Origin of the sequence: Enterobacteriaceae endosymbiont of Donacia thalassina, assembly GCF_012568245.1 — a bacterium.
In the GTDB taxonomy this organism is placed as follows: domain Bacteria; phylum Pseudomonadota; class Gammaproteobacteria; order Enterobacterales; family Enterobacteriaceae.
Genome location: NZ_CP046188.1, coordinates 352,569 through 378,227, shown reverse-complemented (window position 1 = coordinate 378,227; position 25,659 = coordinate 352,569). Strand labels below are relative to the sequence as shown.

21 protein-coding genes, 1 tRNA gene and 1 rRNA gene are annotated in these 25,659 nt (G+C 20.5%); 19 read left to right on the top strand and 4 right to left on the bottom strand.

Going from position 1 to position 25,659, the window contains the following annotated elements:
- Positions 1–57 precede the first annotated feature (57 nt).
- The 8 genes from nuoG (at position 58) to GJU02_RS01825 (ending at position 10,167) form a co-directional block, all read left to right on the top strand.
- Entirely contained in the window at positions 58–2,787 is a 2,730-nt protein-coding gene (gene nuoG, locus GJU02_RS01860; protein ID WP_168919382.1) for an NADH-quinone oxidoreductase subunit NuoG, read from the top strand.
- Positions 2,784–3,758, top strand: coding sequence for an NADH-quinone oxidoreductase subunit NuoH (nuoH, locus tag GJU02_RS01855; protein WP_168919381.1), 975 nt, complete (start codon positions 2,784–2,786; stop codon positions 3,756–3,758). Before nuoG ends, nuoH begins: the two co-directional genes overlap by 4 nt.
- 25 nt (positions 3,759–3,783) lie before the next feature.
- A complete protein-coding gene (nuoI, locus tag GJU02_RS01850; protein WP_168919380.1) occupies positions 3,784–4,326 on the top strand; it encodes an NADH-quinone oxidoreductase subunit NuoI in 543 nt (180 codons plus the stop codon).
- A 26-nt stretch (positions 4,327–4,352) separates the two neighbouring features.
- The gene (locus tag GJU02_RS01845; RefSeq protein WP_168919379.1) at positions 4,353–4,850 is read left to right on the top strand and encodes an NADH-quinone oxidoreductase subunit J; all 498 of its coding nucleotides are present in this window, start codon (positions 4,353–4,355) and stop codon (positions 4,848–4,850) included.
- 48 nt (positions 4,851–4,898) lie between these two features.
- On the top strand, positions 4,899–5,201 hold the full coding sequence (gene nuoK / locus GJU02_RS01840; RefSeq protein ID WP_168919378.1) for an NADH-quinone oxidoreductase subunit NuoK: 303 nt from the start codon (positions 4,899–4,901) through the stop codon (positions 5,199–5,201).
- The gene (gene nuoL / locus GJU02_RS01835; protein ID WP_168919377.1) at positions 5,198–7,066 is read left to right on the top strand and encodes an NADH-quinone oxidoreductase subunit L; all 1,869 of its coding nucleotides are present in this window, start codon (positions 5,198–5,200) and stop codon (positions 7,064–7,066) included. The genes nuoK and nuoL overlap by 4 nt, the downstream gene beginning before the upstream one ends.
- Before the next feature lie 66 nt (positions 7,067–7,132).
- The gene (gene nuoM, locus GJU02_RS01830) at positions 7,133–8,653 is read left to right on the top strand and encodes an NADH-quinone oxidoreductase subunit M (protein ID WP_168919376.1); all 1,521 of its coding nucleotides are present in this window, start codon (positions 7,133–7,135) and stop codon (positions 8,651–8,653) included.
- A gap of 50 nt (positions 8,654–8,703) precedes the next feature.
- Positions 8,704–10,167 carry an NADH-quinone oxidoreductase subunit N gene (locus GJU02_RS01825; protein ID WP_168919375.1) on the top strand — a complete coding sequence of 488 codons (1,464 nt, stop codon included), beginning with the start codon at positions 8,704–8,706 and terminating at the stop codon, positions 10,165–10,167.
- Positions 10,168–10,176: 9 nt separating this feature from the next.
- Here the strand turns inward: GJU02_RS01825 and GJU02_RS01820 are convergent, their stop codons facing one another.
- Together GJU02_RS01820 and GJU02_RS01815 are read right to left on the bottom strand one after the other, a co-directional pair.
- The gene (locus tag GJU02_RS01820) at positions 10,177–10,749 is read right to left on the bottom strand and encodes a DedA family protein (RefSeq protein WP_168919374.1); all 573 of its coding nucleotides are present in this window, start codon (positions 10,747–10,749) and stop codon (positions 10,177–10,179) included.
- Positions 10,750–10,816: 67 nt separating this feature from the next.
- Positions 10,817–10,901: transfer RNA gene (locus tag GJU02_RS01815), tRNA-Ser, on the bottom strand.
- 55 nt (positions 10,902–10,956) lie between these two features.
- Between GJU02_RS01815 and sbcB the strand changes: the two genes are divergently transcribed.
- Positions 10,957–12,366, top strand: a complete 1,410-nt coding sequence (gene sbcB, locus GJU02_RS01810; protein ID WP_168919373.1) for an exodeoxyribonuclease I — start codon at positions 10,957–10,959, stop codon at positions 12,364–12,366.
- Positions 12,367–12,372: 6 nt separating this feature from the next.
- On the opposite strand, the gene ribA is transcribed toward sbcB, so the two are convergent.
- Positions 12,373–12,966, bottom strand: a complete 594-nt coding sequence (gene ribA, locus GJU02_RS01805) for a GTP cyclohydrolase II (RefSeq protein ID WP_168919372.1) — start codon at positions 12,964–12,966, stop codon at positions 12,373–12,375.
- 161 nt (positions 12,967–13,127) lie between these two features.
- Between ribA and murJ the strand changes: the two genes are divergently transcribed.
- The 8 genes from murJ (at position 13,128) to pykF (ending at position 21,832) form a co-directional block, all read left to right on the top strand.
- Positions 13,128–14,675, top strand: a complete 1,548-nt coding sequence (gene murJ / locus GJU02_RS01800; protein WP_168919371.1) for a murein biosynthesis integral membrane protein MurJ — start codon at positions 13,128–13,130, stop codon at positions 14,673–14,675.
- A gap of 145 nt (positions 14,676–14,820) precedes the next feature.
- Positions 14,821–15,195: a HesB/IscA family protein gene (locus GJU02_RS01795; protein WP_168919370.1), complete on the top strand. Its 375-nt coding sequence runs from the start codon at positions 14,821–14,823 to the stop codon at positions 15,193–15,195.
- Entirely contained in the window at positions 15,191–16,651 is a 1,461-nt protein-coding gene (sufB, locus tag GJU02_RS01790; protein WP_425482344.1) for a Fe-S cluster assembly protein SufB, read from the top strand. Before GJU02_RS01795 ends, sufB begins: the two co-directional genes overlap by 5 nt.
- 35 nt (positions 16,652–16,686) lie before the next feature.
- Positions 16,687–17,430 carry a Fe-S cluster assembly ATPase SufC gene (sufC, locus tag GJU02_RS01785; RefSeq protein WP_168919368.1) on the top strand — a complete coding sequence of 248 codons (744 nt, stop codon included), beginning with the start codon at positions 16,687–16,689 and terminating at the stop codon, positions 17,428–17,430.
- On the top strand, positions 17,420–18,703 hold the full coding sequence (locus GJU02_RS01780) for a SufD family Fe-S cluster assembly protein (RefSeq protein WP_168919367.1): 1,284 nt from the start codon (positions 17,420–17,422) through the stop codon (positions 18,701–18,703). Before sufC ends, GJU02_RS01780 begins: the two co-directional genes overlap by 11 nt.
- Complete coding sequence (locus GJU02_RS01775) at positions 18,693–19,925, top strand: SufS family cysteine desulfurase (RefSeq protein WP_168919366.1); 1,233 nt, start codon at positions 18,693–18,695, stop codon at positions 19,923–19,925. The genes GJU02_RS01780 and GJU02_RS01775 overlap by 11 nt, the downstream gene beginning before the upstream one ends.
- A 2-nt stretch (positions 19,926–19,927) precedes the next feature.
- Positions 19,928–20,377, top strand: a complete 450-nt coding sequence (gene sufE, locus GJU02_RS01770) for a cysteine desulfuration protein SufE (protein WP_168919365.1) — start codon at positions 19,928–19,930, stop codon at positions 20,375–20,377.
- 45 nt (positions 20,378–20,422) lie between these two features.
- Positions 20,423–21,832, top strand: coding sequence for a pyruvate kinase PykF (pykF, locus tag GJU02_RS01765; RefSeq protein WP_168919364.1), 1,410 nt, complete (start codon positions 20,423–20,425; stop codon positions 21,830–21,832).
- Between the two features lie 35 nt (positions 21,833–21,867).
- Here the strand turns inward: pykF and GJU02_RS01760 are convergent, their stop codons facing one another.
- Positions 21,868–23,022 carry a cysteine desulfurase family protein gene (locus GJU02_RS01760; protein ID WP_168919363.1) on the bottom strand — a complete coding sequence of 385 codons (1,155 nt, stop codon included), beginning with the start codon at positions 23,020–23,022 and terminating at the stop codon, positions 21,868–21,870.
- 138 nt (positions 23,023–23,160) lie between these two features.
- On the opposite strand from GJU02_RS01760, the gene murI reads away from it, so the two are divergent.
- Complete coding sequence (murI, locus tag GJU02_RS01755) at positions 23,161–23,970, top strand: glutamate racemase (protein ID WP_168919362.1); 810 nt, start codon at positions 23,161–23,163, stop codon at positions 23,968–23,970.
- 196 nt (positions 23,971–24,166) lie between these two features.
- Positions 24,167–25,646: ribosomal RNA gene (locus tag GJU02_RS01750) — 16S ribosomal RNA — on the top strand.
- Positions 25,647–25,659: the final 13 nt, after the last annotated feature.

The following is a 25,659-nucleotide window of genomic DNA, read 5'->3' as shown; positions in this document are numbered from 1 at the left end:
ATTTAATATAATTAAATTTATTTATATATACTAAAATAGTATTATGGAATTTATATTATGATTAATATTAATATAGAAGGTAAATTATATAAAGTTAATGAAAAAGATAATTTATTAAAAATATGTCTATCTTTAGGTTTTAATTTACCATATTTTTGTTGGCATCCAATTTTAGGAAGTATAGGTGCATGTCGTCAATGTGCAATTAAACAACATGATAATATTCAAAAAAAAAATGGACAAATAATTATGTCCTGTATGTCTTCACCTATTGAAGGATCATATATCTCTATTAATGATCAAGATTCTATTAATTTTCGTAAAAAAAATATTGAATTATTAATGTTGAATCATCCTCATGACTGCCCTGTTTGTAATGAAGGTGGTAGTTGTCATTTACAAGATATGACTGTTATGACTGGACATAATATTCGTAGATATAATTTTCCTAAAAGGATATATAAAAATCAATATCTAGGTCCTTTTATATCACATACAATGAATCGTTGTATTACATGTTATCGTTGTGTAAGATTTTATAAAAATTATGCAGATGGTAAAGATTTTAATGTTTTTAGTTCAAAAGATAATATTTATTTTGGTAGATATATAGATGGTATATTAGAAAATCCTTTTTCTGGAAACTTAATTGAAATATGTCCTACAGGAGTTTTTACAGATAAAACTTATAATATAAATTATGCAAGAAAATGGGATCTTCAATATGCTCCAAGTATTTGTCAACATTGTTCATTAGGATGTAATATTTTTATAGGTGAACGTTATGGACAATTATCTAATATACAAAATAGATTTCATGAAAAAATAAATCATTATTTTCTTTGTGATAAAGGTTATTTTGGCTATGGATATACTTTTTTAAAAAGTAATCCTATTTCGATAGAATATTATAAAAATAATAAAAAATTATCTTTAAACGATAAAAAAATTATTAAAAAAATTACTAGTTTAATCTTAAAATCAAAAAAAACAGTTGGTATTGGCTCTCCTAGAGCAAGTATAGAAAGTAATTTTATTTTAAAAAAACTAGTTGGAAAAAATAATTTTTATTTAGGTATTTTAGAAAATGAAAAAAAACAAATTAATTATATTATTAAAATACTGCAAGATAAAAATATATTTTTTCCTACATTATCTGAAATAGAAGATTATGATGCTATTTTAATATTAGGAGAAGATATAACTAATACTAATCCTAGAGCTGCCTTAGCAGTAAGACAAGCTATAAAAAATAGTTTGAATAATATTAAAAAATATAAAGACATTCCTTATTGGAATTCTGATGCAATTTTAAATTTTAAAAATAAATTTTTTAATCCATTATTTATAACAAGTAATGATAAAACATTATTAGATGATATTTCTGCATGGAATTATTATGCACCTACTATAAATCAATCTAAATTTGGTTTTATATTAGCTAATTATATTAGTAATAAAAATATGAATATTATTTTAAATAATAATAAATTAAAAAATAAAATTTTAAAAATAAAAAAAATATTATTAAATGCTAAAAAACCTTTAATTATTTCTGGAACTGGCTCAAGTTCTATAAAATTAATTTCTGCTTCTTATGCTATAGCCAAAGCATTAAATGAAAAAAAAAAAAATGTAGGTTTATTTTATGTATTAAATGAAGTAAATAGTATGGGAATTGGTTTAATTAAAGGTAAATCTTTATATGATTTATTTCTACAAAACAAATCTAATAATTCTATAAATATAGATACAATTATTATTATGGAAAATGATTTATATTTTTATGAGGAAAAAAATAAATTAAATAATTTTTTTGCTAAAATTCCTAATATAATTGTTTTAGATCATATTTTAACTAAAACTATGAAACAAGCTAATATAATATTACCAGTATCAAATTTTATAGAAAGTAGTGGTACTGTAATTAATAATGAATGTAGAGCACAACGATTTTTTCAAGTATATAAACCTTCTTTTTATAATAAACATAATAATAGAAAATCTAGTTGGAAATGGATATATAAAATATATGCAAAACTAAATAATTTAAATAAAAAAATTACATTAGATGATATTATTAAAAAATGTGAAAAATATATCCCCATTCTTAATGGTATTCATAAAGCATCACCTTTAGCTAATTATAAGGTATATAATAAGAAATTTGCAAGATCATCTATTAGATATAGTGGAAGAACATCTATATTATCTAATATTAATATACATGAACCTAAACAACCAGAAGATAAAGATACTATTTTTAGTTTTTCTATGGAGGGAAATTATAATGAAAATATTAATTGTACCCATATACCATTTTTATGGTCTCCTGGATGGAATTCATCTCAAGCATTACATAAATTCCAAAAAGAAATAGGAATTTCATCAAAATATGGATCAACCGGATTTAAAATTTTTCAAAAAAAAAAACATACAATAAATATAAAAAAAAATAATTATAATTATAAATTGATTAGATCTAATAAATTTATAATAATTTCACATTATACTCTATTTCATAGTAATAGTTTAATACAAAAATCATTTTTGATACAAAAATATTTTCCTAATTATTATGTTTTTTTTAATAAAAAAGATGCTAAAAAATTAGGAATTTTAACTAATAATTTAGTTGAATTACATTGTTTAAATAATATTTTTATATTACAAGCATGTATTTCGGAATTTTTACATCAAGGGTTAATTAGTATCCCATTAGGATCAAAAAAAATTCCATTATCTTTTTTAGGAAAAACTATCGAAAAAATAAAGGTATTAAAATGATTTTATTTTCTTTTTTAAACTCTATAGAACCAATATTTTTAATCAAAATAATATTTATATTATTATTATTAATAATAAGTGGTGCTTTTTTAAGTTTTATTGAACGACGTATATTAGCTTTATTTCAAAATCGTTATGGTCCTAATAGAGTTGGATTATATGGATGTTTACAAATATTAGCAGATATGATAAAAATTTTTTTTAAAGAAGATTGGACACCAAATTTTTCAAATAAATTATTATTTAATATATCTCCAATTATAGCTTTTAATACATTATTATCTGTATTTGCTACATTACCTCTTACACCTCAGTTAATGATTTCTAATTTAAATATTGGAATACTTTTTTTTTTTATGATGGCTAGTCTCTCTATTTATTCTATTTTATTTGCAGGATGGGCTAGTAATAATAAATATGCTTTATTAGGATCTATAAGAGGTGTTGCTCAAATAATTAGTTATGAAATTTTTTTAGGTTTATCCTTAATGGGAATTATATGTCAAACGGGTTCTTTTAATTTATTTGATATAGTTTATTATCAATATAAATATTGTTGGAATATAATTCCCCAATTTTTTGGTTTTATATCATTTTTTATAGCTTCTATTGCATTATGTCATAGACATCCTTTTGATCAACCAGAAACAGAGCAAGAACTTATTGATGGTTATCATATTGAATATTCTGGAATGAAATTTGGTCTTTTTTTTATTGGAGAATATATTAATATAATAGTTTTATCTTCTTTAATTGTAATTTTATTTTTTGGAGGATGGTTAGGTCCATTTTTTCCACCTATAATATGGTATTTAGGAAAAACTATTATATTTATAATATTATTTTTTTTAATAAGAGCATCTTTGCCAAGACCTCGTTATGATAACGTAATGTATTTTAGTTGGTTCATATGTTTACCATTAACATTAATTAATCTTATTATTACTGCATTTTTTATAGCATTAAAATAAAAAACAATTATATTTCAAAAAAATAATGAAAATGAAAAATTTTTTTATATATTTAATAAGTCAAATAAGAAGTCTTTTTTTAGTATGGATTAATCTTTTTAATAAAAGAGAAACTATAATGTATCCAGAGGAAAAAGTTTATTTACCACCAAGATATAGAGGAAGAATTATATTAACATCTGATTCTGATAATAATGAGCGTTGTGTTGCATGTAATCTTTGTGCAGTATCATGTCCAGTTAGTTGTATAACTTTAAAAAAAGCAGTAAATAAAAATGGCAGATCTTATCCAAAATTTTTTAGAATTAATATATCTAGATGTATTTTTTGTGGATTTTGTGAAGAATCCTGTCCTACAGGTGCCATACAATTAATTCCAGATTTTGAATTATGTGAATTTAATAGAAAGGATTTAGTATATGAAAAACATGATTTATTAAAAAAGACTCAAGGTAAATATACCAAATATAATTTTTATGATGTTTCAGGGGTAAATATTAAAAATAATTATAATAAAAAAGATAAATCTTCAAATATCGAAGTAGATATTAAAAATATATTACCATAATTTTAAATTTTAAAAAGGTGTTTTATATGGAAATAATATTTTATATTTTAGGATTTATATCAATAATTTTTACATTTTCAATTATTATTAGTATTAATCCTATTTATACATTATTATATTTTTTAATTTCATTAATTTCAATATCATGTATATTTTTTATTTTAGGAGATTATTTTGCAGGTTCATTAGAAATTATTATTTATGCCGGAGCTATTGTTGTTTTATTTACACTTGTTTTAATGGTATTAAATTATAAAAATATTAAGTTAGAAGAAAAAAAATTTTTATTAAAAAAAATATTATTTTTAATTATTATGTTCCTATTTACGTTACTATTTTTAATACTTATATTTTATATTTTAAAAATTTTATATAATAAAAAATATATTATTATTATGAATAATATTAATATTAAAGATATCGGCATAAATTTATTTACACAATATAAAATTATTGTAGAATTGATATCAATACTTTTATTATCAGGTATAGTTACTGTTTTACATATAGGAAAAATAAAATAATAATTTAAAATTATTTATTAATTTTATAAAATAAAAGAAGAATATAAAATGATACCTTTATATCATATTTTAATATTTATTATATTAATATTTATTATTGGATTAACAGGAATAATAATACGAAATAATATGTTATATATTTTAATTTGTACTGAAATAATGATAAATGCTGCAGCATTATCATGTATAATTTCTGGTAATTATTGGAAACAAACAGAAGGAGAAATTATGTATATTATATCAATAAGTATATCAGCTATAGAAACTTGTATAAGTTTAATTTTATTAATAAAATTATATTATTATAAAAATAATATTAATATTGATTCAATTAGTGAGATGAATGGATGAAATTTATTTTTTTAATTTTTTTAATGCCATTAATTAGTTTTTTTATACTATCATTATTTTCAAATAAGCTTAATAAAACTAAAATTTTAATAATTGGAGTTAGTTTTATAGGAATAAGTGCAATTATTACATTATTAATCGGATTTATTTTTATTAAAAATAATATTTTTTTATATAAACAAACTTTATGGAAAATATTAAAGATTGACTATTTATGTATTGATTTTTCTTTTTATTTAGATAAATTATCTTTAATCATGTTACTTCTGACCACATGGATAGGATTTATTATACATATTTTTGCAATTTGGTATATGAAAAATAAAGAAGGATATTCTAGATTTTTTGCATATACTAATTTATTTATTGCAAATATGATTTTATTAATTTTAGCCAATAATTTTATCTTAATGTTTTTCGGGTGGGAAGGAGTAGGAGTGTGTTCCTATTTATTAATAGGATTTTTTTATAAAAAATCAAAAAATGGATTATCTGCTATAAAGGCCTTTTTAATTACTCGTTTTAGTGATATTTTTTTAATTATTGGTATTTTTTTGATATTTAAAATATTTCATACTTTAAATTTTTTAGAAATATCAAATTTAATAACATCTTCTTCTATTTATTATAAGTCATATTATTTGAAAATAATTTCTATAATGTTAATTATAGGAGCATTAGGTAAATCTGCACAATTTCCATTAAATACATGGTTAATAGATGCTATGGCTGGACCCACACCAGTTTCTGCACTTATACATGCAGCTACTATGGTTACAGCAGGAATTTATTTAATATTACGAAATAATATATTATTTTTAATGAATGATACGCTATTTTTAACTAGTGTTATTGGATCAATAACATTATTATTATCCGGGTGGTCTGCATTAACACAAAATAATATAAAACGAATTTTAGCTTATTCTACTATGAGTCAAATTGGATATATGTTTGTAGCTTTAGGAATTCATTCCTTTCATGCTGCTTTATTTCATGTAATATCACATGCTTTTTTTAAAGCATTACTTTTTTTATGTGTTGCATCTATTATTACATCATGTAACAATGAACAAAATATATTCAAAATAGGAAAAATAAAAAAATATTTCCCTCTTATATATTATTGTTTTATATTAGGTTCTATATCTTTAGTATCTTTTCCTTTTATAACAATGAGTGGTTTTACTAAAGAAAAAATACTATATGAAATTTTAATAAATAAATATATTATATTATTTATTATTGGTATCATAGGTAGTTTTTTTACTTGTTTATATACTATCAGGATGATATATATCATATTTTACAGTAATAAAAATAATATTTCATCTATTATTATTAATAACAGTAAATTTTTACATGATTTTCCTTTAATATTATTAAGTATATTATCTAGTTATATAGGTATCAAGCTATTACCAATAAAAAATAATATTTTTTTACCTAATAAAATATTACTAAATAATCATATATATAATCATATATTAGAAATATCATCTATTATAATATTTATTATTAGTTTTATGTTATATATATTATATGTTCAAAAAAATATTTTTATTAATAAGATAATTAAAGAATATTATTATAGATTTTCTTTTATAAATAATTTTTTTCTAAATGGATGTTATATAGATTTTATATATAAAAAAATTTTTGTAAATATATTTACAAAAATATTATCAATTATAAAAAATGATCCTATTTCTAAATTTATAGATTTTTTAACAATAAAAATAATAAATCAAATAGGTAATATATTATTAATAAGTCAAAACGGATACATTCGTTGGTATATATCATTAATATATTTAGGAGTAATATTTATTATATTATATTTAATAATATTAATTAATAATTAATTGATATTAAATTTATAATATAATTAATATTTTTATTAAAATAATAGAATATGCTTAGGAAATTTTATGTTATTACCCTGGTTAATATTAATTCCTTTTATTAGCGGTTTAATTTGTTGGCAAAGTGAAAAAATAAATTTTAAATTACCTCGTTGGATATCTTTAATTTCAATTAGTTGTATTTTTATATTATCATTTTTAGAATATTTTATATATAAAATTTATTTTAATAAAAAAATATTATTTATATATCCGATATGGATATCAGAATTTATATTAAATTGGATTCCTCGATTTGGCATTCATTTTCATTTAGCAATAGATGGATTATCATTATTAATGATTAATCTAACTGGATTATTAGGTATAATGGCAGTTATATGTTCTTGGAATGAAGTAAAAAAATGGCATGGTTTTTTCCATTTAAATTTATTATGGATTTTAAGTGGAGTTATTGGAGTGTTTTTATCTGTAGATATGTTTTTATTTTTTTTATTTTGGGAAATTATGTTAATACCTATGTATTTTTTAATATCTTTATGGGGTCATAAAGGAAAAATAGGACATAGTCGTATAAAAGCAGCTACTAAATTTTTTATTTATACTCAATCTAGTGGTTTATTAATGTTATGTGGAATTTTATCTTTAGTTTTTTTAAATCAAAAATTAACTGGTATATTAACTTTTGAATATAGTTCTTTACTAAATAATCATTTAAATCTAAAAACAGAATTTTTATTAATGTTATCTTTTTTTATTGCTTTTGCTGTTAAAATGCCTATCATTCCATTTCATGGATGGTTACCTGATGCACATAGTCAAGCTCCAACAGCTGGTTCAGTAGATCTTGCTGGTATTTTATTAAAAACAGCTGCTTATGGTTTATTAAGATTTACTTTACCATTATTCCCTGTATCATCTTTAAAATTTTCATTTATTGCCATATTATTAGGAATATCTGGTATATTTTATGGTTCTTGGATGGCTTGTATACAATCTGATATAAAGAAAATTATAGCATATACATCCATATCCCATATGGGTTTTATTTTAATGGGGATTTATAGTCATAATAAAATAGCCTATCAGGGTGTCATAATACAAATGATATCACATGGTATTTCCGCCGCAGCACAATTTATTCTTTGTGGACAAATATATGATAGGTTAAAAACAAGAAATATTAAATTAATGGGAGGTATTTGGGACAAAATAAATATATTACCAAGTACATTTTTATTTTTTGCTTTAGCTAGTATTGGAATACCTGGTACAGGAAATTTTATAGGAGAATTTTTAATTTTATTAGGTACTTTTTATTCATATCCTATATGTGCAAGCATTGCTTCTTTTAGTTTATTATTTTCTAGTATTTATTCTTTAAATATGATACAGAAAATTTTTTATGGTCCTAAAACTAAAATAAATATTTTTATAAAAAAAATATTTTTAAGAGAAAAAATTATTACTTTTATACTTATAATTTTATTATTAATTTTAGGGTTTTATCCACAAATTATTTTAAATATATCAGACACGACTATAAATGGTATTTATAATAGAATTATAATAACTAATTATAAATAAAATTTATATTTAATTTTAAATAAATTTATCAAATAAAATAGAATTTTTTTATGACTAAATCATTAATACCTTTAATTATTATTATTACATTATCAATATTTTTATTAATAAAAATATCAATTAAACGTAACAATTTAACAAGTTTAATTATTACAATTTCAGGATTTATATTAACAATAATATCTATTTTTTATACTAAAAATAATCATTTCCCAGTAAATTATCTGTTTTCAAATGATACATATTCAACTTTTTATATAATTATATTACTTTGTAATAATATAGCAACATGTATAATATCATATAAATGGTTATCTATTTTAAAATATCAAGATGAATTTTATTTATTAACTATAATATCTACAATAGGTAGTATAGTTTTACTAAATTCAAATAATTTTATTTCTATGTTAGTTGGTATTGAATTAATATCTATACCTATATTTGGATTAATAAGTTATAATATCAAACAAAAATATTCATTAGAAGCTAGCATTAAATATGTAATTTTATCCACAATAGCTTCATCATTTATAATATTAGGAATATCTTTTATTTATTTAGATAATGGAAGTTTAAATTTTATATTTTTATTAAATCATTATTTATTTTATAAAAATTTTTTGATAAATTACTTAACTATGATTGGTTTTTGTTTAATTTTAGTAAGTATAAGTCTAAAATTATCAATAGTACCATTTCATCTATGGACTGCTGATGTTTATCAAGGAGCTCCTACAATTGTAACTATATTTTTAACTACATTTAATAAATCATCTCTTTTTATATTTTTAGTAAAATTTTTAATTTATTTTTCTCAAATTAATAATAATAAATTTTTTTTATATAAAATATTAATTTTATTATCAATATTATCTATAATATTTGGTAATTTAATGGGAATTAAAACAAAAAATAATATTAAACGTTTATTAGCATATTCTTCTATAACCCATATTGGCTATATGTTTACAATTCTTATTTATAATCAAAAATACATAACACATATTTTTTCATTAGAAATGATGAGTATATATATTATTGGATATATAATAAATAATTTAGTTGTTTTAGGAATAATAAATTTATTTACAAGTTTAAATTATCAAGAAAAAAATACAGATAAATTATATTATTACCGTGGTTTATTTTGGTATGATCCAATACTTACTATTATATTAACAATAATGTTATTATCTTTAGCAGGTATTCCTTTAACTATAGGTTTTATTTCTAAATTTTATCTAATAGCATTAAGTATAAAAATTAAAATATGGTATTTAACCGCTATTATTATATTAGGAAGTTCTTTAGGATTATATTATTATTTACGTATTATTATTAGTTTATATTTAATACCATCTAAAATAAATAAAAATTTATATATTTCGACAATAAAAAATAAAAAATATTATTTTTATATTAAAAACTTATTTTTATTATTAACAATAATAACAATTATATTAGGTATATATCCTGAATTCATTATTAAATTTATTCATAGTTTAATTTAATATTAAATTTTATTTATAAAAAAAATATTTTTTTATTATCTTTAATAATATTTTAATTATTACAAATAATAAAAAAATATATAAAAAATATTTCATAATTTTAATAAAATTTTTTATCCAAGTAGATATAATTTCACCAAAAAAATATCCTGTAATAGTAAAAAAAATAGCCCAAATAATAGCACCAATAATATTTAATAAAAAAAATTTTATATTAGAAATATTAGAAATCCCCATTGTAATTGGACTAATTAATCTAAAACCATAAATAAATCTTGTAATAATAATAAATATGTAAGGATAATTTATAATTAATTTATGATATTTTTGAATTTTTAAATTATAATTTTTGAAGAAAGATAAAAATTTTTTATTATATTTTTTACCTATAAAAAAAAGTACTTGATTGCTTATTACAGATCCTATAATAGTAATAAAAATAATTTTGTGTAAAAATAAAATTTTTTTATGAGCTAACATTCCAGCAATAATAATAAATGTTTCCCATTCAATTAATGATCCTAAAAATATAATAAAATAACCATATTGATTTATTATTTTAGTAATATTTATATTAAACATATTTTATATCACATTTATAAAATAAGTATTTAATATTTTATATTTATTAAAAAAAAAGAAAATAATTAGGTGAGAAGGGGATTCGAACCCCTGATATGTTACCATATACATACTTTCCAGGCATGCGCCTTAAGCCACTCGGCCATCTCACCATAATTTAATAATAAATATTGTCAAAATATTAATAATATAATAATATTATATACTATGTTAGAAAAAAAAAAATTAAAATTTAATTTTTTATTTTATGATTATGAAACTTTTGGATTAAATCCTAAAAAGGATAGAATTGCACAGTTTGCGTGTATACGTACTGATATAGATTTTAAAATGATAGAATCACCTATAGTACTTTATTGTAAAGTACCTAATGATTATTTACCTGATCCTCAAGCTATTACTATTCATAATATTAGTCCTTGCATAGTTAATTTAAAAGGGCTTAAAGAAAATGAATTTGCAAATTATATTAATCAAATATTTTTATATCCTAATACTTGTATTTTAGGGTATAATAATATTAATTTTGATGATGAATTTAGTAAATTTTTATTTTATCGTAATTTTTATGATTCATATAGTTGGTTTTGGAAGAATAATAATAGTCGCTGGGATATTTTAAATTTAGTTAGAGCTTGTTATGTATTAAGACCAAATGGTATTTTATGGCCAAAAATTAATAATATACCAGTATTTAATCTTGAAAAAATGGCTATATCTAATAATATAATAACACACTATAAACCACATGATGCATTATCTGATGTATATACAACAATATCTATCGCTAAATTAATAAAAAAAAAACAACCATTGTTATATAAATATTTTCTAAAATATAGAAATAAAAAAGAACTAATAAAGATTATAAATTTATCAAAAATTCAAATTTTGATTCATATTAGTAATATTTATAAAAATAAAGATAATAATATAAACTGTATTACACCTTTATTTTGGCATCCAAAAAATAAAAATATATTAATTACTTTTAATTTAATAAAAAGTATTCATAATTTTTTAGAAATTTTACAAAATAAAAATAAACTAAATAAAAAAAATATTTTTTCATACATACAATATATTAATTTTAGTAAATCTCCATTATTAATACCAATTAATATTTTAAAAAAAACAGATGTTCAACGATTAAATTTTAATATTATATTTTACATAAATAATTTTATAGAACTTAAAAAAAATTTTTTAAAAATAAAAAATTTTATTAAATTTAATTTAATTAACTTGCAAAAAGTATATGATGAAACTAATATTGATAATGTAGATGAGCAATTATATAAAAATTTTTTTCCATATGAAGATATATTAAAATTTAAACAAATACATAATAAAAAATCTATTAAAATAAATTTTAATAAATTATCTTTTAAAGATAAAAGAGCTAATATTTTATTTTTTAAATATAGAGCAAGAAATTTTCCATGTACTTTAAATAAAGAAGAAAAAAAAAAATGGAATATATATCAAAAAAATATTTTTAATAAAAATTTTCTTAATAATTATATTTTAAAAATAAAAAAACTTTTAAAAAATCAATTTTGTAAAAAAAAAATTTTAATTTTAAAAAATTTATTAAAATATATAAAAAACTTATGAAAAATTTTAACTAAATATATGTCCTAGTTTTATATGTTTAGTATTTAAATAATTATAATTATAAAAATTATAATTTGTAATTAAAGGAATTCTATCTATAACATTTATCCCTTTTTTTTTTAAAATATTAATTTTATAAGGATTATTTGTTAATAATTTAATATTTAAAATACCTAATATTTTTAATATATTTATACAAGAAATAAAATTTCTTTCATCTGCATGAAAGCCTAATTTATAATTTGCTTCTACAGTATCTAAACCTCGATCTTGTAAATTATATGCTTTAATTTTGTTTAAAAGTCCAATATTTCTTCCTTCTTGTCTATGATAAATTAAGATGCCACAATTAGCCTTAGAAATTTTTTCCAAGGCTAATTGTAATTGTAAACCACAATCACAACGTAAACTAAAAAAAGCATCTCCTGTTAAACATTCTGAATGTATTCGAGTTAAAATAATTGAATTTTTATGTATTTTTTTTAATCCATGTATTAATGCAATATGATGTTTACCTGTATTTATTTCTTCAAAACCAACTATAATAAATTTACCCCATTTTGTTGGAAGTTTTGCCCTAGATACTTCTTTTATATTCATAATATATTACCTATAAAAATTAAAATTTATAAAAAATAAATATTTTATTAAAAAAAATAATATTTTTATAATATTTTTTTATAAAAGAAAATACTTTATTATATTGAATTTTTTATTAAAATAATTTATTTATATAATAAACTATTATTTTTAGGAATTATATGAATTTATTAAAGTCATTAACGACAGTGAGTATAATTACATTATTTTCCAGATTATTGGGTTTTATTAGAGATAGTCTTATTGCAAAAGTTTTTGGAGCAGGAGTTTATAGTGATTCTTTTTTCATAGCTTTTAAATTACCTAATTTATTACGCCGTATATTTGCAGAAGGAGCATTTTCTCAAGCTTTTACTCCAATATTAGCAGAATATAAAAATAAACGAAGTAAAAAAGATACAAAAAATTTTATTGCTTCTACATTAGGAATATTAATTATTATACTTTCTATAATAGTAATATTAGGAATATTATTTTCTTCTTTAATTATTTCTATAATTGCTCCTGGATTTGTTAATACAGATTTTAAATTAAAATTGACATCAAAAATATTAAAAATGACTTTTCCTTATATATTATTAATATCATTAGCTTCATTAGCAAGTTCAATTTTAAATATTTGGAAAAATTTTTTTGTACCAGCTATAACTCCTATTTTATTAAATTTAAGTATGATTCTATTAATTATTATTTTTCCTAATATGTTAGATCCTTCAATTTTAATTTTAGCATGGGCAGTATTAATTGGAGGATTATTACAAATTTTTTATCAATTAATTTATTTAAAAAAAATAAATATGTTGATTTTTCCTCATTTTAAAAATTTTGATAAAGGAGTATTAAGAGTTTTTCAAAAAATGGGGACAGCTATTATTGGAGTTACAACTACACAAATATCTTTATTAATTAACTCTGCTTTTTCATCTTTTTTAATTACAGGATCTATTACTTGGATTTATTATGCTGATCGTTTAATGGAACTACCTGTAAGTATGTTTGGAATAGCATTAACAATAGTATTATTACCTGCTTTAACTGATGCTTATACTCAAAATAAAGAACGCGAATATAATCAATTAATTGATATTGGATTACGTTTATGTTTTTTATTAATAATTCCTAGTTCTTTAATTTTAGGTTTTTTATCAAAACCATTATTAATTTCTTTATTTCAATATGGAGCTTTTACATATTTTGATGTATTAATGACTCAAATAAATATTATTATATATTCAATAGGACTTATATTTTTAATAATTGCTAAAGTCTTAGCTATAGGATTTTATGCTAGACAAGATGTTAAAACACCTGTTAAAATTAACATAATTGTTTTAATTATTACTCAATTATTAAGTCCTTTTTTTATTTTTTTTTTACATCATATCGGATTTTCTATAGCAATATGTTTTGCTGCATTTTTAAATGTTATTTTGTTATTTAATAAATTAATTAAAAAAAATATTTATAAACCAGAATCTGGTTGGTTAAAATTTTTTTTTCGTATTATCACAGTAACAATTATTTTAAGTATAATTTTATTATTTATATCTAATATAATTTCTGAAAAATGGTTAATTTTATCTCCTTTTAAAATACGTATATTTTTTCTATCAAGTATTTGTTTTCTTATTTTTTGCTTATATATATTTATATTATTTTTATTAGGGTTTCGTTTACAAGATTTTTCCTCACAAAATATGGTAAAATAATTCATATTTTAAATATATATTTAATTGAGCTTAAAATATTTTTATTTAAAATATTTAAAACTTATTTTTAAAAGTTAACTTGTATATATTAAAATTTATTTATATTTTAAAATAAATATATAAAAACTATATTTTAGGTTGTTATATGATAACAAAACAGAACTTAATACATTTTAAGTGTATTAAAAATATTTATAAAGGTTTATATTTAACAAAAAATGCTTTTTTACAAATAAATAAAATAATAAAAAAATATAATAGTAAAGGAATAACATTATTTTTAAAAAAATCTGGTTGTTTTGGTTTTAAATATAAATTTCTTTTAGTAAAAGAAATACCTAATAATGATATTTTATTTAAAAAAAAAAATATATATATTTTTATAAATAATAAAAATATTATTTTTATAGATGGTACTGTTATTGATTTTACAAAAAATAATTTCAGTCAATCATTTGAATTTTATAATAAGAAAATTAAACAATTTTGTGGATGTAAAAAAAGTTTTAATATTAATTAAAAGAATAAATAATATGAATAATAATGTAAAATATTTTAGAAAACAAAAAAAAATATATAAAGAAGGATTTTTTACTAAATTAAAAAATGAAAAATTTATTCCTGGTATTAATTTAGATATAATACATAAAATATCTAAAATTCGTAATGAACCAAAATGGATGTTAAATTTTAGATTACAAGGATATTATTCATGGATAAATAAAAAAGAACCTCATTGGTTAAATGGTTTTTATAAAGAATTAAATTATCAAAATTATGTATATTATTCTGCTCCTTTATATGATATAAAATTAAATAATGATATTAAAAATAAATATTTAACATCTGCAGTAAAAAAAACTTTTAACAAATTAAATATTCCTATAGAAAATAATTCTAATATAGCTGTAGATGCTATTTTTGATTCTGTATCAGTTATTACAACAAACCAAAAAAAATTATTAAATAAAGGAATTATTTTTTGTTCATTAAATAATGCTATAAAAAATTATCCTGAATTAGTTCAAAAATATTTAGGTTCTGTAGTTCCTGCTAATGATAATTTTTTTGCGGCATTAAATGCTGCTGTCGCTTCTGATGGTACTTTTATTTATATTCCTAAAAATACATATTGTCCTATAGATTTATCTACCTATTTTAGAATTAATGAAAAAAATATAGGACAATTCGAACGTACTATTTTAATTGCTGATGAAAATAGTTATGTTAATTATATAGAAGGTTGTTCTGCCCCAATTAGAAATAATACTCAATTACATGCAGCTGTTGTTGAAGTAATTTTACATAAAAATGCTCAAGTTAATTATTCAACAGTACAAAATTGGTTTGCAGGAAATACAAAAAATGAAGGAGGAATTTTAAATTTTGTTACCAAAAGAGCAATATGTAAAGGAGAGAATAGTAAAATGTCTTGGACACAATCAGAAACAGGAGCAGCAATTACATGGAAATATCCAAGTGTTATTCTAGAAGGAGATAATTCTAAAGGAGAATTTTTTTCTGTTTCATTAACTAATGGAAAACAACAAGCTGATACTGGTACTAAAATGATACATATAGGTAAAAATACAAGATCAAAAATTATTTCTAAAAGTATTTCTACTGAATATAGTAAAAATACTTACCGTGGATTAGTTTATATTAATAAATCCGCAGAAAATTCTCGTAATTTTACTCAATGTGATTCACTTTTAATCGGTTCTAAATGTAGTACACATACATACCCTACTTTAAAAATATTAAATAATACTGCACAAGTAGAACATGAAGCTACTACTTCTAAAATTGAAGAAGAACAAATATTTTTTTGTTTACAAAGAGGATTAAATATTGAAAATGCTATTTCTCTTATTGTCAATGGTTTTTGTAAAGAAGTTTTAGTTAAATTTCCATTAGAATTTGCAGTTGAAGCACAAAAATTATTATCTATTCATTTAGAAGATAGTATAGGATAATATAATATATTAATAATTATTATCAATAAAAAATTATGTTAAAAATTAAAAATTTACATGTTTATATAAATAATAAAATTATTTTAAATAAATTTAATTTAAATATAAATCCAGGAGAAATTCATGCAATTATGGGTCCTAACGGATCAGGCAAAAGTACATTATCCTATGTATTATCTGGAAAAAAAGAATATTTAGTTTCTAAAGGAGAAATATATTATAAAAATGAAAATTTATTATTTATGGAACCTGAAATTAGAGCTAGAAAAGGAGTTTTTGTATCTTTTCAGTATTTAATTGAAATACCAGGAGTAAGTAATAATTTATTTTTATATAATTCTTTAAAAGCAATAAAAAAACATAAAGAAAAAAAAGAATTAGATAGATTTACTTATAATCAAATTATTAATGAAAAAGTTAAAATTTTAGGAAAATCAAAAGATTTCTTACAACGTCCTGTTAATGTTGGTTTTTCCGGAGGTGAAAAAAAAATTAATGATATATTTCAAATGTTTGTATTAGAACCTAATTTATGTATTTTAGATGAGATCGATTCTGGATTAGATATAGATGCTTTAAAATTAGTATGTAAAATAATTAATATTATGAAAAATAAAAATAGATCTTTTTTAATTATTACTCATTATCGACGTATTCTTGATTATATAAATCCTGATTATATTCATATTTTATATAATAAAAAAATTGTAAAATCAGGAAATTTAAATATTATTTCTCATTTAGAAAAAAATGGTTATGGGTATTTCAATGAAAAATAATATTTATATACAACTCAAAAATATTTATAAATTACATAAAAAATATCATTTTTCTAAACAAATAGAATCTAATTGGTTAAAATTTAAAAATTTATTCAAAAATAAACAATATGATGACAATAATAATTTTTTTTTAAAATATATTAATAATAATATATTAAAAAATAATCAAAAATTTTCTATAGATATAAATAAATTTAAAAAATTTTTATTAAAAATAGATGCCGTTATGTTATGTTTTATTAATGGGAAAATAGATAAAAATTTTAGTAATATAAATAACTCATATTATGAAATAAGTATAAAAAAACATAATACTACTAATTTTAAAAATACTTTTTTTAAAAATAATATTTATACATATTTATCTGAATCCCTAACAAAAGAATTTATATTTATTAATATTAATAATAAAAAATATATTAAACCACTTTATTTAGTTTATTTTAATGAAAACAATAAAAATAATAAAAATAATGAAATTTTTATATCAAATTATAGAAATTTTATTTATATAAATAATATCTATCCTATAGTTTTAATAGAACACCATATTAATACAAAACAAATATATTTTAATAATATTTATAATACTTTAGTTTTAGGTAATAATTCTCAATTAGAATATTATAAATTTACTACAAGTAAAAATCATAGTAAAAATTATTGTATTATTAATAATGAATTTTATCTATATAAAAATGTTTATTTTAAAAAATATGATTTATTAATGTCTAATAAATATATAGAACAAAATAATAATTTTCAATTTGTAGATAAAAAATCAAAGTTAATATATAAAAGTATATCGTTTGCTAAAAATAATAATTTTATAAAATTAAATAATTATGTAGAACATAATGCAAAAAATTGTTATAGTACTCAAACACATAAAGCAATAACATTAAATAATGCAATTATTAATTTAATTGGTTTATTAAAAATAAATAAATACGCTATAAAAACAAATGGACAAATAAATTATAATAGTTTACTATTAAGTAAATTTTCAAAAATAAATATACAGCCAGGATTAGATATCCTAAATAATAATGTTAAATGTACACATGGTGTGTGTACAGGTAAATTAGATTATAATCAAATATTCTTTTTAAGAATGAGAGGAATAAGTTTTAAAAAAGCACATCAAATATTACTTATGTCATTTATACTAGATTCTTTAAAAGAAATTAATTATAATAATTTAAAAAAAGTTTTTTTAAAAAAAATATCACGTTATTTATCAGTAGAGAATTTTTTTAATGACTTTTAATATAAAAAATATTAGGAAACAATTTCCTATTTTATTTAATAAAATTAATGGTAAAAAAATTATTTATTTAGATAATGCAGCTACTGTACATAAACCTAAAAAAGTAATTTCAGCATTAAATTATTTTTATAAAAATGAATATTCTTCAGTAAATAGGAGTATATATAGTTTAAGTATAAATACAACAAATAAAATGGAAAAAATACGTCATAAAGTAGCAAGATTTATTAATGCAAAATATAATGAAGAAATTATTTTTACTAAAAGTACAACAGAAAGTATTAATTTAGTTGCAAATACTTGGGGTTTAAATAATATATTATCACATAATAATATTATTATTTCTGAAATGGAACATCATTCAAATATTATTCCTTGGAAAATATTGTCTAAAAAAATAGGTTTTAGTATACGTATAATTCCATTAAATAAAAATGGAAATTTAAAATTAAATAAAATTAATAATTTAATTGATAAAAATACTCGTTTAATATCAATTACATATATTTCAAATATATTGGGAACTATAAATCCAGTTAAAAATATAATTAAATTAGCAAAAAAAAAAAATATTATAACTTTAATTGATGGTGCTCAAGCAATTGCAAATAGAAAAATTGATGTTCAAGATTTAAACTGTGATTTTTTTGTTTTTTCTGGTCATAAAATTTTTGGACCTACTGGGATAGGTATATTATATGGGAAAAAAAAAATATTAGAACTTATGCCTCCATGGCAAGGTGGCGGAGGTATGATTATAGATATATATAAAAATAAATTTATTTGGGAAAAAATTCCTTGGAAATTTGAAGCTGGCTCTCCTAATATATCGGGAATTATAGGATTAGGAGTTGCATTGTCATGGTTTATGTCATTTAATATAAACGATATAATTAATCATAATAAATTTTTAACAAAATATACTTTAAAAAAACTTAATCTTATATCAAATATTAAGATTTTTGGGCAAAAATATTCTAATAATAATCGAATAGGTATAATTGCATTTAATTTAGGAAAATATCATTCTTATGATATAGGTAGTTTTTTGGATCAATATGGTATTGCTATTCGTACTGGTCATCATTGTTCTATACCTATTATGAAATATTTTAAAGTTCAATCAATGTGTAGAATTTCTTTTTCTATATATAATAATTTAAATGATATTAATTTTTTTATAGAAAAATTAAATTATATAAATAACTTATTAAGTAAATAATTATGTCACATACTATACCTAGTATAAATAAAATTAAAAATAATTTTATAAGTTGTAATAATTGGGAAGAAAAATATTTATATATAATTGAGTTAGGTAATCAAATTCCTAATTTATCAAAAAAAGAATATTCTTTAGAAAATTTTATACCAGGATGTCAAAGTAGAGTATGGATTTCGATAAAAATTAATTCTAATAATTATGTAAAATTTAAAGGTGATAGTGATTCTGCCATAGTTAAGGGTTTATTAATGATAATTTTTATTTTTTATAATAAAAAAACTTCCAATGAAATTATTTCTTTTGATATTCAATCATGTTTAAAAAAATTATCTTTTAATAAATATTTAACTTCTTCTAGAATACAAGGAATTAATATTATTCTAAAAACAATTAAAAATAAATTAAAAAAATTAATACTTATTAAAACAAATAAATATTATATAATATAAATTTTATTGTTTATTAAATAAAATAATGTAGGAAATATAAATTTTATGAAAAAAACAAAAATAGTTTGTACTATAGGTCCTAGTTCTGAATCAGAAAATATTTTATCAAATTTATTAAATTTAGGCATGGATGTTGCTAGATTAAATTTTTCACATGGAACTCATAATGATCATCAAAAACGTATTAATACTTTAAAAAAAATTATAAAAAGAACAGGTAAAAATGCAGCTATTTTATTAGATACAAAAGGTCCCGAAATACGTACTATGAAATTATATAAAGGAAAAGATGTATATTTATATTCTGGAGAAAAATTTATTTTAACTACTGATCAATCAATTATTGGAAATAATAAACATGTTGCTATTACTTATCCTTATTTAATTAATGATTTAAATATAGGTGATAAAATATTAATAGATGATGGTTTGATAGCAATGGAAGTATTAGAAATTATTAATAATAAAATTATATGTAAAATATTAAATAATGGAAAATTATCAGAAAATAAAAGTATTAATTTACCTGGAGTATCAATAAAATTACCTTCTTTATCTGAAAAGGATAAATATGATTTAATTTTTGCATGTAAAAATAAAATAGATTATATTGCTGTATCTTTTGTTCGTAAAAAACAAGATATTTTAGAAATAAAAAATTTTTTAAAAATATATAACGGAAATAATATTCAAGTTATAGCAAAAATTGAAAATCAAGAAGGATTAAATAATTTTGATGAGATTTTAGAAGTAGCTGATGGAATCATGGTTGCTAGAGGTGATTTAGGAGTAGAAATTCCTGTGGAAAATGTTATTTTTGCTCAAAAAATGATTATTAAAAAATGTAATTTTTTCGGTAAAATAGTAATAACTGCAACACAAATGTTAGATTCTATGATAAAAAATCCAAGACCAACTAGAGCAGAAGCTGGTGATGTAGCTAATGCTATTTTAGATGGAACAGATGCCGTTATGTTATCAGGGGAAAGTGCTAAAGGAAAATATCCATTAGAATCAGTATCTATTATGTCTACAATTTGTGAAAGAACAGATATTACAATGACTAATAGAATTAATTTTTATGATAATATAGATATGAGTATTACAGATGCAGTATGTCGTAGTGCAGTAGAAATTGCCGAAAAATTAAAAACTCCTTTAATAATTGTTGCTACTCAGTTAGGAAAATCAGCAAAATCAATAAGAAAATATTTTCCTAAGGCAATAATTTTAGCTTTAACTACAAATAAAAAAACTGTAAAACAATTAATTTTAAGTAAAGGCATAATACCTAAGTTAGTGGATAAAATATCATCTACAGATGATTTTTATATTATAGGTAAAAAAGTTGCTTTAGCTAGTAAATATGCTGTAAAAGGAGATGTTATTGTAATGGTTTCTGGTGCGCTAGTTCCTAGCGGAACAACTAACACAACTTCTGTTCATATTATATAATTTATATTTTTTTATTAAATAAAAATTTTAAAAAATTAACTTTTTCTAATTCTTTTAATAGAATTATTTAAATATTTAATTACAAAATTAATTTCTTCTTCAGTAGTAAATCTTCCAAAAGAAATACGAATAGAACTTTGTATTAAATTTTTTGTTAATCCTAAAGCTTGTAAAACATGAGATATATTATATTTATTTGTATTACATGCAGAAGAAGATGATACAATAATATTTTTCATTTCTATCATAAGAATTTTATTAAAAACATTTTTAAAACCTAAATTAATAATATATGGAGAACTATTTTTAAAATTACCATTTAAATATATACCAGAAATATTTTTTATACCATTCCATAATTTTTTTTTTAATACTTTTATCCTTTTTTTTTCTTTTTTTATTTCATCATTAGCAATACTTAATGCTTTTGACATACCAATAATTTGATGAGTAGCTAAAGTACCCGATCTTAATCCTTTTTCTTGTCCACCTCCATGTAATAATGGAATTAAATTTATTTTAGATTTATTTTTTTTTATATATAAAACACCAATTCCTTTTGGTCCATAAAATTTATGAGCAGAAAATGATAATAAATTAATATTCATTTTTTTTAAATTTAATGAATATTTTCCTACACTCTGTGTAGCGTCTACATGAAAAAATATATTTTTTTTTTTACATATTTTTCCAATAGTTTTTATATCATTAATTGTTCCTATTTCATTATTAATATGCATTATAGAAACTAAAATAGTTTTTTCTGTAATTTTTTTCTCTAATGAATGTAAATTTAAAATACCATTATTTAAATTTTTTATATATATAATTTTTATTCCTAATTTTTTTATAAAATTACAAGTTTCTAATACAGATTTATGTTCAAGTATACTTGTAATAACATATTTTTTATTAGAAGTAAGATAATTATATATAATTCCTTTAATAGCTAAATTAATAGATTCAGTTGCACTAGATGTAAAAAATATTTCTTCTTTTAAACTTCCAATAATATTTGCTATATTTATTCTAGCATTTTCTATTTCATTTTTAGCTTTTATACCTAAATAATTTGAAGAAGATGGATTACCAAATATTCCTTTTATAGTAAGATATTTACTCATTTTATTTAAAACTCTTTTATCAATAGGAGTTGTGGAAGCATAATCCAAATAAATTAATTTTTTCATAATTTAATAAAATTATATTTAATTTAAATATTTTAAAAAAAATTTATAAATTCATAATAAATAATATATATTATTTATTAAAAAAATAATATTATTTATATTTAAAATACAAATATTGTAAATAAATTAGGATTTTTTATGAAAAAAATATCTTTAAAACAAAACACAATATTTATTTTTGATTCTGGTTTAGGTGGAATTACAATTTTTAATTATATAAAAAATATTTTTTTTAATATAAATTTTATTTATTTATTAGATAATAAATATTTTCCTTATGGAAATAAATCAAGTAATTTTATTTTAAAACGTTTAATTAAAATATTAGAAAAAATTTCGAATAATTATAATATTTCATTAGCAATTATTGCATGTAATACTGCTAGTGTCTCTAGTTTACCTAATATAAGAAATTATTTTAATTTTCCCATTATTGGAGTTACTCCTGCTATTGATTTAGCTATAAAAAAAACAAAAAATAATGTAATTGGTCTTTTAGCTACTCATACAACTATAAAAAATAATAAAATTAAAGAAAAAATTAATTTTCTAAAAAAAAAATATGAAATAAAAATAATATCATCTTCAAAACTAGTTTTTTTAGCAGAAAAAAAATTATTAGGATATAAAATTGTTATAAATGATATAAAAAAAATTTTTAATTCTTGGTTTAATCTTACAATATTTCCAGATACTATAATTTTAGGTTGTACACATTTCCCATTAATTTTAAATGAATTAAAAATTATTTTTCCACAAAATACATATTTTCTAGATTCAAAAAAAAATATTGTTTTAAAATTTAAAAAAAACATAAATTCTAATAAAACAATTCTAAAAAAAAAAAATAATATTATTTTTTATACAAAAAAAAATAAATATATAAATAAAATAAAGATTTTATTTTTAAATCAAGGTTTTAAAGATATTTTAAATCTTAAAATATAAAATATTTTAATTATATATAAAACTTAAATAAACTACTTGACTATTTATTATAAATATGTAAGATAGTTAATATTGTTTTATAGTTCTTTAAAAATTTATAAAAAACTTTTAAGGGCACTCTTGAAAAGAGTATCTATAAATTTATAGATTTATAAATTTTAAATTTATAAATTTTTTTATTAAAGTTTTATGTCAAAAATTGAAGAGTTTGATCATGGCTCAGATTGAACGCTGGCGGCAAGCCTAACACATGCAAGTCGAGCGGCAGCGAAATAAAGAAAGTTTTACAATTTTTTTTATTGTCGGCAAGCGGCGGACGGGTGAGTAATATCTGGGGATCTGCCTTTTGGAGGGGGATAACTATTGGAAACGATAGCTAATACCGCATAATGTCTTTTTATGACTAAAGTAGGGGATTTTATATTTATATAAAACCTTATGCCATTAGATGAACCCAGACGGGATTAGCTAGTAGGTAGAGTAAAAGCCTACCTAGGCAACGATCCCTAGCTGGTCTGAGAGGATGATCAGCCACACTGGAACTGAGACACGGTCCAGACTCCTACGGGAGGCAGCAGTGGGGAATATTGCACAATGGGCGAAAGCCTGATGCAGCTATGCCGCGTGTATGAAGAAGGCCTTAGGGTTGTAAAGTACTTTCAACAAGAAAGAAAAGATAAAATCTAATATATTTTATCATTGACGTTACTTGTAAAAGAAGCACCGGCTAACTCCGTGCCAGCAGCCGCGGTAATACGGAGGGTGCAAGCGTTAATCGGAATTACTGGGCGTAAAGAGCACGTAGGCTGTTAGTTAAGTCAGATGTGAAATCCCTAAGCTTAACTTAGGAACTGCATTTGAAACTAATTAACTTGAGTTTCGTAGAGGGGGGTAGAATTCCAGGTGTAGCGGTGAAATGCGTAGATATCTGGAGGAATACCAGTGGCGAAGGCGACCCCCTGGACGAATACTGACGCTCAGGTGCGAAAGCATGGGGAGCAAACAGGATTAGATACCCTGGTAGTCCATGCCGTAAACAATGTCGACTTGAAGGTTGTAAGCTTGACTTATAGCTTTCGTAGCTAACGCGTTAAGTCGACCGCCTGGGGAGTACGACCGCAAGGTTAAAACTCAAATGAATTGACGGGGGCCCGCACAAGCGGTGGAGCATGTGGTTTAATTCGATGCAACGCGAAAAACCTTACCTGGTCTTGACATCCATGGAATTTAATAGAGATATTTTAGTGCCTTCGGGAACCATGAGACAGGTGCTGCATGGCTGTCGTCAGCTCGTGTTGTGAAATGTTGGGTTAAGTCCCGCAACGAGCGCAACCCTTATCCTTTGTTGCCATCAGCTAGGCTGGGAACTCAAAGGAGACTGCCGGTGATAAACCGGAGGAAGGTGAGGACGACGTCAAGTCATCATGGCCCTTACGACCAGGGCTACACACGTGCTACAATGGTATATACAAAGGGAAGCATCCTCGCAAGAGTAAGCGAATCTCACAAAATATATCTTAGTTCGGATTGGAGTCTGCAACTCGACTCCATGAAGTCGGAATCGCTAGTAATCGTAGATCAGAATGCTACGGTGAATACGTTCCCGGGCCTTGTACACACCGCCCGTCACACCATGGAAGTGGGTTGTAAAAGAAGTAAGTTGCTTAACCTTTTTTTAGGAGGGCGCTT

Coding starts and splice junctions, on each gene's coding strand:
- nuoG (WP_168919382.1), top strand. CDS start 58: ATGATTAATATTAATATAGAAGGTAAATTATATAAAGTTAATGAAAAA.
- nuoH (WP_168919381.1), top strand. CDS start 2,784: ATGATTTTATTTTCTTTTTTAAACTCTATAGAACCAATATTTTTAATC.
- nuoI (WP_168919380.1), top strand. CDS start 3,784: ATGAAAATGAAAAATTTTTTTATATATTTAATAAGTCAAATAAGAAGT.
- GJU02_RS01845 (WP_168919379.1), top strand. CDS start 4,353: ATGGAAATAATATTTTATATTTTAGGATTTATATCAATAATTTTTACA.
- nuoK (WP_168919378.1), top strand. CDS start 4,899: ATGATACCTTTATATCATATTTTAATATTTATTATATTAATATTTATT.
- nuoL (WP_168919377.1), top strand. CDS start 5,198: ATGAAATTTATTTTTTTAATTTTTTTAATGCCATTAATTAGTTTTTTT.
- nuoM (WP_168919376.1), top strand. CDS start 7,133: ATGTTATTACCCTGGTTAATATTAATTCCTTTTATTAGCGGTTTAATT.
- GJU02_RS01825 (WP_168919375.1), top strand. CDS start 8,704: ATGACTAAATCATTAATACCTTTAATTATTATTATTACATTATCAATA.
- GJU02_RS01820 (WP_168919374.1), bottom strand. CDS start 10,749: ATGTTTAATATAAATATTACTAAAATAATAAATCAATATGGTTATTTT.
- sbcB (WP_168919373.1), top strand. CDS start 10,957: ATGTTAGAAAAAAAAAAATTAAAATTTAATTTTTTATTTTATGATTAT.
- ribA (WP_168919372.1), bottom strand. CDS start 12,966: ATGAATATAAAAGAAGTATCTAGGGCAAAACTTCCAACAAAATGGGGT.
- murJ (WP_168919371.1), top strand. CDS start 13,128: ATGAATTTATTAAAGTCATTAACGACAGTGAGTATAATTACATTATTT.
- GJU02_RS01795 (WP_168919370.1), top strand. CDS start 14,821: ATGATAACAAAACAGAACTTAATACATTTTAAGTGTATTAAAAATATT.
- sufC (WP_168919368.1), top strand. CDS start 16,687: ATGTTAAAAATTAAAAATTTACATGTTTATATAAATAATAAAATTATT.
- GJU02_RS01780 (WP_168919367.1), top strand. CDS start 17,420: ATGAAAAATAATATTTATATACAACTCAAAAATATTTATAAATTACAT.
- GJU02_RS01775 (WP_168919366.1), top strand. CDS start 18,693: ATGACTTTTAATATAAAAAATATTAGGAAACAATTTCCTATTTTATTT.
- sufE (WP_168919365.1), top strand. CDS start 19,928: ATGTCACATACTATACCTAGTATAAATAAAATTAAAAATAATTTTATA.
- pykF (WP_168919364.1), top strand. CDS start 20,423: ATGAAAAAAACAAAAATAGTTTGTACTATAGGTCCTAGTTCTGAATCA.
- GJU02_RS01760 (WP_168919363.1), bottom strand. CDS start 23,022: ATGAAAAAATTAATTTATTTGGATTATGCTTCCACAACTCCTATTGAT.
- murI (WP_168919362.1), top strand. CDS start 23,161: ATGAAAAAAATATCTTTAAAACAAAACACAATATTTATTTTTGATTCT.